Genomic DNA, 8,758 nt, shown 5'->3' on the forward strand with positions numbered 1-8,758 from the left:
GCAGGATAAGGTGATTGTTATTAATTTTATAACAGTGATGAATATTTTTGGCTATTTTTCCTAACAATACTGCGCCCTACACTCTTCCCCATTCAAACGTAAGGGAGAGTCTGCTATGAAAAATAACCGTATTTGTCAGATCCTGGGTATCGAAAAACCTGTTATTCAGGGGCCATTGTCCTGGCTTACTGACGCCCGCCTGGTCGCTGCGGTCAGCAATGCCGGAGGGCTCGGCGTGCTGGGGCCCAACGCTGGGTTAACCGCCGATACCGCGGTCTCCACGCCGGAAGAGACCGCCGAAAAAATGCGTGAAGAAATTCGAAAAACCAAACGGCTGACCGAAAAACCGTTTGGTGTGAACCTGATCCCTACCGCCGTTAATGACGTCTGGACAGGGCCTATTCTTCAGGTGGTAAAAGAGGAAGGCGTCAGAGTCGTGGTGTATACGGGCTATGGGGAAGGCAGCATTATTCCCGCGCTGTTTAGTGAGTTAAAAGAGGCGGGTATTGCCATTATCTACCGCGACATCAACCCAACGCCGGAAAACACCCGTCTCGCAGAAGAAATGGGGGCAGACATTATCGTCGCCACCGGTTTTGACGAGGGCGGAACATTGCCCGCAACGGTGCTTGGCACCTTTTCCATCGTGCCGCTGATTGCCGATGCCGTGAAGCATATCCCGGTGATGGCCGCGGGCGGCATTACCGATAATCGCACCGCCAGAGCGGCGCATGCGTTAGGCGCTGAAGGCGTGTTTGCCGGTTCGGTCTTTATCAGCAGCGAAGAAAGCCGCGTGCCGCAGGGAGTCAAAGAGAAAATTGTTGCCGCCAACGGCCTGGACCTGCTGCTTTTCCGGACCGTGCCCCATTACTACCGCTCTCTACCCGGCAAGCTGGCGGAAAAACTGGCGGCGATGGATAAAGCAGGCGCAAGCAACGAAGCGCTGGGCAAGGCGATGGGAGGATTACGGGGCCTGCGCCTGGGCATGCTGGAAGATAACACCGATGAAGGCTATATCGCGCTCGGCACGGGGATTGGGAACATCCACAGCGTGAAAAGCGTGGCCGAGATCGTCAATATGTTAGCGATTGAGTAAGCCCCAGGCGTCCTGACGGTTATCAGGACGCCCTGTGTTCTCAGGGAATAATCCGCGCGGCTCTCAGCTGCGCAAACAGGCGGAAAAACATCTCATCGGTCGCCTGCATTTGCGTAAAGCCCGTCCTGCGCAGCTTGCTCCCGTCACCAAACATGTCGTAATTCCAGCTAAAGACAAAATCGGCAAAATGGCCGTCGCTCAGCTGCAAAATATCCGCTTCCGCCAGCCGCTCTTCGGCAAGCTCGCGCCATACGCCGCGATAGTCGTTAAACAGCTGATGAAATGACAGCCTCACCGGCGGCGCAGAGTCCAGTTCAAACCAGCGTGCGATGCGTGGCCACAGCTCGCTCCAGCGCCAGATATCGCCATTGTTTACGTTGAAGGCCTGATTCTTTGCCGCAGGTGACGCGGCGGCCCACAGCGTGGCCTCGGCCAGCAGCCCGGCGTCGGTATGGTCAACAATGCTGTGCCAGGTCTGTTCTGAACCCGGAAAACGCAGCGGTAAGCCCAACGCCTTGCACAGGGAGGCGTACAGGGCGATGCTCAGCGCAAGGTTCATGGCATTGCCCGGCACCGCGCTCCCTACCACGCCCGGCCTGATGGCATTCCAGTGCCAGCGTTTTCCCCGCTGAAACTGGCTGAGCCACGTGAGCTGTGCGGCGTTAAACTCGGCCCCCGGCACGCCGGGATCGCTTTCCCGCGCCGGGGTTTTAAACGGCCCCAGATGCGCGCCGTAGACCTTGTACCCCTGCATCAGGCTTATCGTCTGCAAAGGTGCCGCTGTTTCGAGGGTGCTGACCAGATTGCGCAGCATGGTGACGTTCGGCTCAACCATGTCCGTCCAGTTCGCCGCGTTCGCCCAGGCGCTGTAAAAGATGTGGGTGACACCGTTCAGGGAGCGCAGCGCCCGGGCGCTGTCCTGTTCATCCAGTAAATCGACCTTGACCATCGGAATGCCGTCAGGATGCGACCCGGTATGACGGCTAAGGCCGACCACCTCCCACTGATGGTTCAGGAGCGTGTTGACCAGTTGCCTGCCGACAATGCCGCTGGCGCCCGCGACCAGGGCGACGTTGTGTTGCTGCCTCTTACTCATGGTGTTTCTCCGTAAAGGGTGACAGCCACAGTGTGATATATTATTTTTTCTGCAAATACTCCCTGAAATCGATGGCACTTATAAGCAGAATCATTAAATGAATAACAAGCTCACCGCCATTTCTACCTTTCTACGCGTCGCTGAAGCGGGCTCGTTCTCAGCGGCCGCCCGTCAGACCGGGATTAAGCAGTCCGCCGTCAGTCAACAGATCGCGGCGCTTGAGGAAGCGCTTGGTGTGGTATTGCTGCACCGAACGACGCGTACGATGAAGCTGACCGAACAGGGTGAACGTTACCGGCGTGATATGCAGCTTGTGCTGGACGCCATGGGGGAAGCGGAGAGGCGTTTACATCCTGCCGATCATAGCGTTCAGGGACGCGTCCATGTCCAGTTACCGAGCGGCCTGGGCCAGATCTTTTTACCGCATCTGCTGGCGCTGCAGCGCCTGCATCCCGAACTGCAGCTGATGATTTCTCTCGATGACCGCCTTGCCGATCTGGTGACGGAGGGCGTGGATATCGCGATACGGCTGGGCAGCGAGCCTCCGCAGGCGCATGCGGCTCGCGTGCTGGGGCGTATTGAGGCGGCGCTGTTTGCCGCTCCCGATTTTCAGGCGGTACACGCCGTCAGCGAGCTGGCGACGCTCCCACACGTGCGGTTCAGCGGCATTCCGCTGGATGCCCCCCTGCGCCTGATTTCTGACGAGGAAACGGTCGAGGTCAACGTGAATACCGTTTTCCGTGCCAACACCAGCGACGCGCTGCTGCAGGCGCTGGAATCCGGCATGGGTATCGGCGGCATGCAGCGACCGCTCGTGGCCAGAGCGCTGCAGGCGGGCACGCTGGCACCGGTGCTGCCCGACTGGCGGTTACCCGATCGCTTCCTCTTTGCCGTTTATCCTGATGCCCGCTTTATTCCGCAGCGCGTCAGAAAGGTCGTCAGCGTGATTGAGCAGTTACTGCCTGAAATACTAAAGAAATGCTGATGATTCCCCCCGTAAATTACGTGCATTTTTCAACCGCCAGGAATAGAGTATTTTTACCGTATCCCCTTTTTCTGGAGCACTTATGCCGGAGTACTGTTTTTTCCAAAAAGGCCCAAACCTCATAGCACTCGAAAGCGCAAACACCGATGCGGCTGAACAGCTCATCGCCCAGGGGTTCGAAAAACAGTTCGAGGAGATCGGCGCCGCGGATGAAAAAGAGGCGCTTACTCGCCTTGCCGATATCCGTAAAAATAGTGAGATCGATCGTCATAATTTCCTGGCCGGTGCGGGCGAAATGCCGCTGATCGGCGCGCTGGCGGCTGCGGCAACCTGGTTGATTCAAAAGAAATAACGCAACGATACTCTACCTCGCCACCGGCAAATCGGCGTACCGCGTTGTATAGGCCGGTGACAACATTTCCCGCTTCATCGCCCACGGTTTCTCAATGCCCTGCCCGGCAAACCATATCTTCCCTTTGCCGGAATGATTCAGGCTGTCGATCGTTTCCATCAGCGCCGCGCTGTTGGCGCGCAGGCGATTATCGTCAAACAGGTTAAGCTGGGCGACGCCGCTGCTGAAAAAGTCCGCCAGCATGACCCCGGCCTTCATATAGCGATACCCGTCGAGCCATATCCGCCCCAGCGCTTCCGTGGCGGCGCGGATGATATCGCGCGAGTCATTGGTGGGCGTCATCAGGGTGACCGAAGCCTGATTGCCGTAATAAATTTCGTTGTCCGCATGCGGGCTGGTGCGCACAAACACGCTGATAAAACGACAGTATTGATGCTCGCCGCGCAGTTTCTCTGCGGCGCGTTCCGCGTAGGCGCAAATCGCCTGGTGCATTTCCTCGTACTGCGTAATACGGTGTCCAAACGAACGGCTACAGATAATTTGCTGCTTCGTGGGGGTGAACTCCTCCAGGTCAAGGCAGGGCTCACCGCGAAGCTCGCGGGCCGTACGCTCCAGCACCACGTTAAAATGTTTGCGAATGACCCACGAGGAGGCCTCCGCCAGCTCCAGCGCCGTGGTGATCCCCATCGCGTTGAGCTTTTTCGTGATGCGTCGGCCTACCCCCCACACCTCCTCTACCGGAACCTTTTCCAGCAGTTTACGCTGCCGCTCGCGGCCTGAGAGATCGACCACGCCGCCGGTGCCGGACCACCGTTTCGCCGCATAGTTGGCCAGCTTCGCCAGCGTTTTGGTCGGGGCAATACCGACGCCAACGGTTAAGCCCGTATTTTTAAAGACCTGCGAGCGCATCTGGTGACCAAACGCTTCCAGCGACAGGCAGTGACTGACCCCTGAAACGTTCACGAACGCCTCATCAATGGAGTAAATCTCTATTGCCGGGGCGAGATCGGTCAGCGTCTGCATTACCCGACTGCTGAGATCGGCATACAGCGCATAATTCGAGCTAAAGACGTAAACTTTTGACGGATATAGTTTTTCTTTGAATTTAAAATACGGCTCACCCATTTTTATGCCGAACTGCTTTGCCTCCCGCGACAGTGAAATAATGCAGCCGTCGTTATTGGAAACCACCACGATGGGCTTCCCCTCCAGATCGGGGCGGAAGACCCGCTCGCAGGAGGCATAGAAGCTGTTCACATCAACCAGCGCGAACATGTTTATGCGTTTTAAGCGTGTGGGTGACGACGCCGAAGATCTGCAGCTCCTCTTCGGACTGAAAGGTAATCGGCTGATAGCGGACATTATGTGGCAACAGTCTCAGAACCGGGCGCGTCTGTAGCTCCTTCACGGTAAACTCACCGGCGACCGACGCCACGACGATATCTCCGTGTTCGGCATTTAACGAGCGGTCAACCACCAGCAGATCGCCATCGCCGATCCCCGCGCCAATCATGGAGTCTCCACTCACCTTAATAAAATAGGTCGCACTGGGGTGCCTTACTGCCAGCCGGTTAAGATCGAGACGATCCTCCACATAATCCTGTGCCGGGCTGGGGAACCCACAGGCAACACGTTCTAAAAATAAAGGTAATTCAATGATTTGTTTTGGTTGATAAGAAAAGAGAGTGTCCATAATGCCTTTCTCGCCGAATACTGTATATAAATACAGTATTACGAATTATGGACAAGGATCAAGGCCATTTCCGGAAGCGAACCCAAACGCGTTGAAGTGTCAGAAGATTTAAAACGCGCAAAGCCCGGAAGCGCATGTCGGGCTTTGCGCCTGTGACGATCAGTCCATCAGCGTATTCAATGTTTCCAGCGCGTCAGGCGGCAGCTGCAGTTCCCCCGCCGCGAGGTTTTGCCGCAGATGCGCCACGGAAGAGGTGCCCGGGATCAGCAGAATATTCGAAGAACGCTGCAGCAGCCATGCCAGCGCAACCTGCATTGCCGTGACGCCCAGTGAATCCGCGACAGCCTTCAGCCCGGAAGATTGCAGCGGCGTAAAGCCTCCCAGTGGGAAGAACGGTACATACGCGATCCCTTGCTGCGCGAGCAGATCCACCAGCGCATCATCACCCCGGTTCACAATGTTGTACATGTTCTGCACGCACACCACCGGCACCATCTTCTGCGCTTCCGCAACCTGGGTGGCCGTGACGTTGCTCAGGCCAATATGCCGCACCAGCCCCTGCTGCTGTAATTCTGCCAGGGTGGAGAGCGGTTCAGCAATCGACCCTTCCGCAGGCCCGTGTGCGCTAAACATGATCCGCAGATTCACCACGTCCAGCACGTCCAGCTGCAGATTACGCAGGTTGTCATGCACCGCCTGCGTCAGTTCCTGTGCGGAAAAGGCCGGCAGCCAGGCGCCTTTGTCGTTGCGACGGGCGCCAATCTTGGTGACGATCGTCAGATCGTCCCGGTAAGGGTGAAGCGCCTCTCGGATCAGCTGATTCGTGATATGAGGACCATAAAAATCACTGGTATCAATGTGGTTCACCCCCGCCGCCACCGCTTCGCGCAGCACGTCCAGCGCGGCCTGCTTATCCTTCGGTGGGCCAAAGACGCCCGGCCCGGCGAGCTGCATCGCACCGTAGCCCAGCCGATTAACCGTCCGCGTCCCGAGCGCGTACGTCCCGCTTTTATCAATGCTGCTCATGTTAACCTTCCTCATAAAAATGATCCGGATTTACAACAGGTTCCTCACCGGAGCCCTTAGTTAAGCGCGAGTTAAATTAAAGTTTAAATTCTATACGACGATAGTATTGGTGTACCTCTGCATCCTTTCTAACGGACGACCGCTATGCTGAAAAATCTGCACGTGATTACCGGAATTATCTTTGCCCTCACCATATTCTGTCTGCTGCAAGTTGTCACGGGAGGGTTGTTCTACTCTGCCGTCAGCAACGATCGCCATAACTTCCAGAATTCCGGCGTGCTCAACGCCCAGCAGGAAAGCCTGAGCGACAGCGTGAACACGCTGGTGAAAACGCGCGTCACCGTCACCCGCGTGGCGATCCGCTACCTGAAAAACCAGCGTGACCCGGCTTCCCTTGCGGCGATCAATAAACTGCTGGGCACCGCAGGCGACTCGCTGGCAAAAGCCGAAGCCTATAACAAAGAGTGGCAGAAACTGCCGCAGGTTAAGGGCCAGGAGGCGGCATTGACCGACGAGATGCAGAAATCCTGGAACCAGATGCACGAAGTCATGCGTTTATCAATTGAGTATCTGCGCGCCGACAACTATCAGGCCTATGGCGATCTGGACGCCCAGCAGGCACAGGACGAGATGGAAGCGGTCTATAACCGCTGGCGCGCCGAAAACAATACCCTGCTGAAGGCGGCAACCGAAGAGAACCAGAGCAGCTTCACGCAGATGCAGTGGACGCTGGCGGCTATTCTGCTGGCCGTGATCGCGGTTCTGGTGGTCATCTGGCAGGGTTTACAGCACCTGCTGTTAAAACCACTCCACTCCATTATGAACCATATTCGCGCCATTGCAGGGGGCGACCTGACGCAGGAGATCGCTATCTCGGGTCGCAATGAGATGGGTCAGCTGGCCGCCGGCCTGCATGAGATGCAACAGTCGCTGGTGACCACCGTCAGCGCCGTACGCGGAAGTACCGATTCCATCTACACCGGCGCAGGTGAAATTGCCGCAGGGAGCAACGATCTTTCCGCTCGCACCGAACAGCAGGCCGCCTCGCTCGAAGAGACCGCTGCCAGCATGGAAGAGCTGACCGCGACGGTTAAGCAGAACTCCGATAACGCCCGTCAGGCCACGCTGCTGGCGAAAAACGCCTCTGAAACGGCCGCGCGCGGCGGTCACGTCGTGGATAACGTGGTTCGCACCATGAACGAAATCGCCGACAGTTCGCAGCAAATTGCGCATATTACCGGCGTGATCGACAGCATCGCGTTCCAGACCAACATTCTGGCGCTAAACGCCGCGGTGGAAGCGGCACGCGCCGGGGAACAGGGCCGTGGTTTTGCGGTTGTCGCAGGGGAGGTCCGTACCCTGGCGAGCCGCAGCGCGCAGGCGGCGAAAGAGATCAAAGGGCTTATCGAGAACTCCGTCAGCCGGGTGAATACCGGTTCTGAGCAGGTCAGCGAGGCGGGCACCACCATGAAGGAAATTGTCGCCGCCGTTACCCGCGTGACCGATATCATGGGCGAGATTTCCTCTGCCTCTGACGAGCAGAGCCGCGGTATTGAGCAGGTGAGCCTGGCCGTTTCGCAGATGGACAGCGTGACGCAGCAAAACGCCGCGCTGGTGCAGGAATCCGCCACGGCGGCGGCGGCGCTGGAAGATCAGTCCGAGCAGCTGCGCCAGGCGGTGGCCGCGTTTCGTCTGAACGGCAAAGAAAAAGCGGTAGCCCCACGCCCGGCCAGCGTGAAAACGCCTCAGCTGTTGCGCCCGGCAACCGCAAACGCCTCCACCGACAGCAACTGGGAAACCTTCTGAGTTTCAGGCGGGCGAGAATATCGCCCGCTAGCGGCTGCGCTTGGCGTGCCGCTCCCAGTTATCCTGTTTTGCTTCATCGGATTTACGCAGTGAAACGTAGCATGCCCCGCTGCCGCCGTGATGCGGCAGCGCCACGCAGAAGGCCTGCACTTCCTCAAATTCGGTTAACCAGCGCGCCAGATAGCTGCGCACCACATTGGGATGCGAGTTTTGCTCGCGCCCTTTCCCGTGAATGATAATCAGATTGCGTAACCCGTCTCGTCCGGCCTGGCGAATAAAAGAATAGAGCATCTGACGGCAGCGTTCGGCAGGCTGACGCAGGAGGTTTAAGCTGGCCTGGCGGGCATATTTACCCGAGTGCAGCTTATCAATAACGCCCTGCTGTACCCCTTCGCGCTGGAACGCCAGCGGCTCTTCCAGGGGAAGCAGGTCAAGAAAATCCAGCGTAAGGAAGTTATCCAGCTGTTCGCTATCCACCTCCTGGCGCGTCCGCGTATTGCGGCTGGGCTGCCAGTGAATATCCGGGCCACGCTTCAGCGGCTGGACATCTTCCATGGCGTCAAGAAAAAAGGATTTGTCGTCAGGGTTCATGGATATCCTCCGGCTACAACTGAGGACGGTACTATACCTGCGCCAGAGACAGGCCTCAATCACCGTTACAGGCCGCCGTGGGCCATAAATATTAACCTGATGAATATATATAG

The 8,758-nt window shown here is 57.3% G+C and carries 9 protein-coding genes; 4 read left to right on the plus strand and 5 right to left on the minus strand.

The features are described from left to right. Positions 1-115 precede the first annotated feature (115 nt). Positions 116-1,096 (plus strand): NAD(P)H-dependent flavin oxidoreductase, encoded by a 981-nt coding sequence (locus USH94_RS06660; protein ID WP_111965707.1) that lies wholly within the window; start codon positions 116-118, stop codon positions 1,094-1,096. Positions 1,097-1,136: 40 nt separating this feature from the next. Here USH94_RS06660 and USH94_RS06665 read toward each other — a convergent pair whose 3' ends face one another. Continuing rightward, positions 1,137-2,192 (minus strand): SDR family oxidoreductase, encoded by a 1,056-nt coding sequence (locus USH94_RS06665; protein ID WP_111965706.1) that lies wholly within the window; start codon positions 2,190-2,192, stop codon positions 1,137-1,139. Positions 2,193-2,289: 97 nt separating this feature from the next. Between USH94_RS06665 and USH94_RS06670 the strand changes: the two genes are divergently transcribed. Both USH94_RS06670 and USH94_RS06675 read left to right on the plus strand, forming a co-directional pair. Beyond that, complete coding sequence (locus tag USH94_RS06670; RefSeq protein WP_111965705.1) at positions 2,290-3,177, plus strand: LysR family transcriptional regulator; 888 nt, start codon at positions 2,290-2,292, stop codon at positions 3,175-3,177. 82 nt (positions 3,178-3,259) lie between these two features. Next, positions 3,260-3,529: a hypothetical protein gene (locus USH94_RS06675; RefSeq protein WP_111965704.1), complete on the plus strand. Its 270-nt coding sequence runs from the start codon at positions 3,260-3,262 to the stop codon at positions 3,527-3,529. A gap of 12 nt (positions 3,530-3,541) precedes the next feature. Here the strand turns inward: USH94_RS06675 and umuC are convergent, their stop codons facing one another. From umuC to USH94_RS06690, 3 genes are all read right to left on the minus strand, one after another. Next, complete coding sequence (umuC, locus tag USH94_RS06680; protein ID WP_111965703.1) at positions 3,542-4,804, minus strand: translesion error-prone DNA polymerase V subunit UmuC; 1,263 nt, start codon at positions 4,802-4,804, stop codon at positions 3,542-3,544. Further along, positions 4,788-5,222, minus strand: coding sequence for a translesion error-prone DNA polymerase V autoproteolytic subunit (gene umuD / locus USH94_RS06685; RefSeq protein ID WP_111965702.1), 435 nt, complete (start codon positions 5,220-5,222; stop codon positions 4,788-4,790). Before umuD ends, umuC begins: the two co-directional genes overlap by 17 nt. Before the next feature lie 159 nt (positions 5,223-5,381). Further along, entirely contained in the window at positions 5,382-6,248 is an 867-nt protein-coding gene (locus USH94_RS06690) for an aldo/keto reductase family oxidoreductase (RefSeq protein WP_111965701.1), read from the minus strand. Between the two features lie 144 nt (positions 6,249-6,392). On the opposite strand from USH94_RS06690, the gene tcp reads away from it, so the two are divergent. Next, positions 6,393-8,054 carry a methyl-accepting chemotaxis citrate transducer gene (tcp, locus tag USH94_RS06695; protein WP_111965700.1) on the plus strand — a complete coding sequence of 554 codons (1,662 nt, stop codon included), beginning with the start codon at positions 6,393-6,395 and terminating at the stop codon, positions 8,052-8,054. Positions 8,055-8,081: 27 nt separating this feature from the next. Here the strand turns inward: tcp and smrA are convergent, their stop codons facing one another. Continuing rightward, positions 8,082-8,645 (minus strand): DNA endonuclease SmrA, encoded by a 564-nt coding sequence (smrA, locus tag USH94_RS06700; protein ID WP_111965699.1) that lies wholly within the window; start codon positions 8,643-8,645, stop codon positions 8,082-8,084. Between the last annotated feature and the right edge of the window lie 113 nt (positions 8,646-8,758).

The organism is Enterobacter sp. 148H3, assembly GCF_034107425.1.
GTDB lineage: Bacteria > Pseudomonadota > Gammaproteobacteria > Enterobacterales > Enterobacteriaceae > Enterobacter > Enterobacter vonholyi.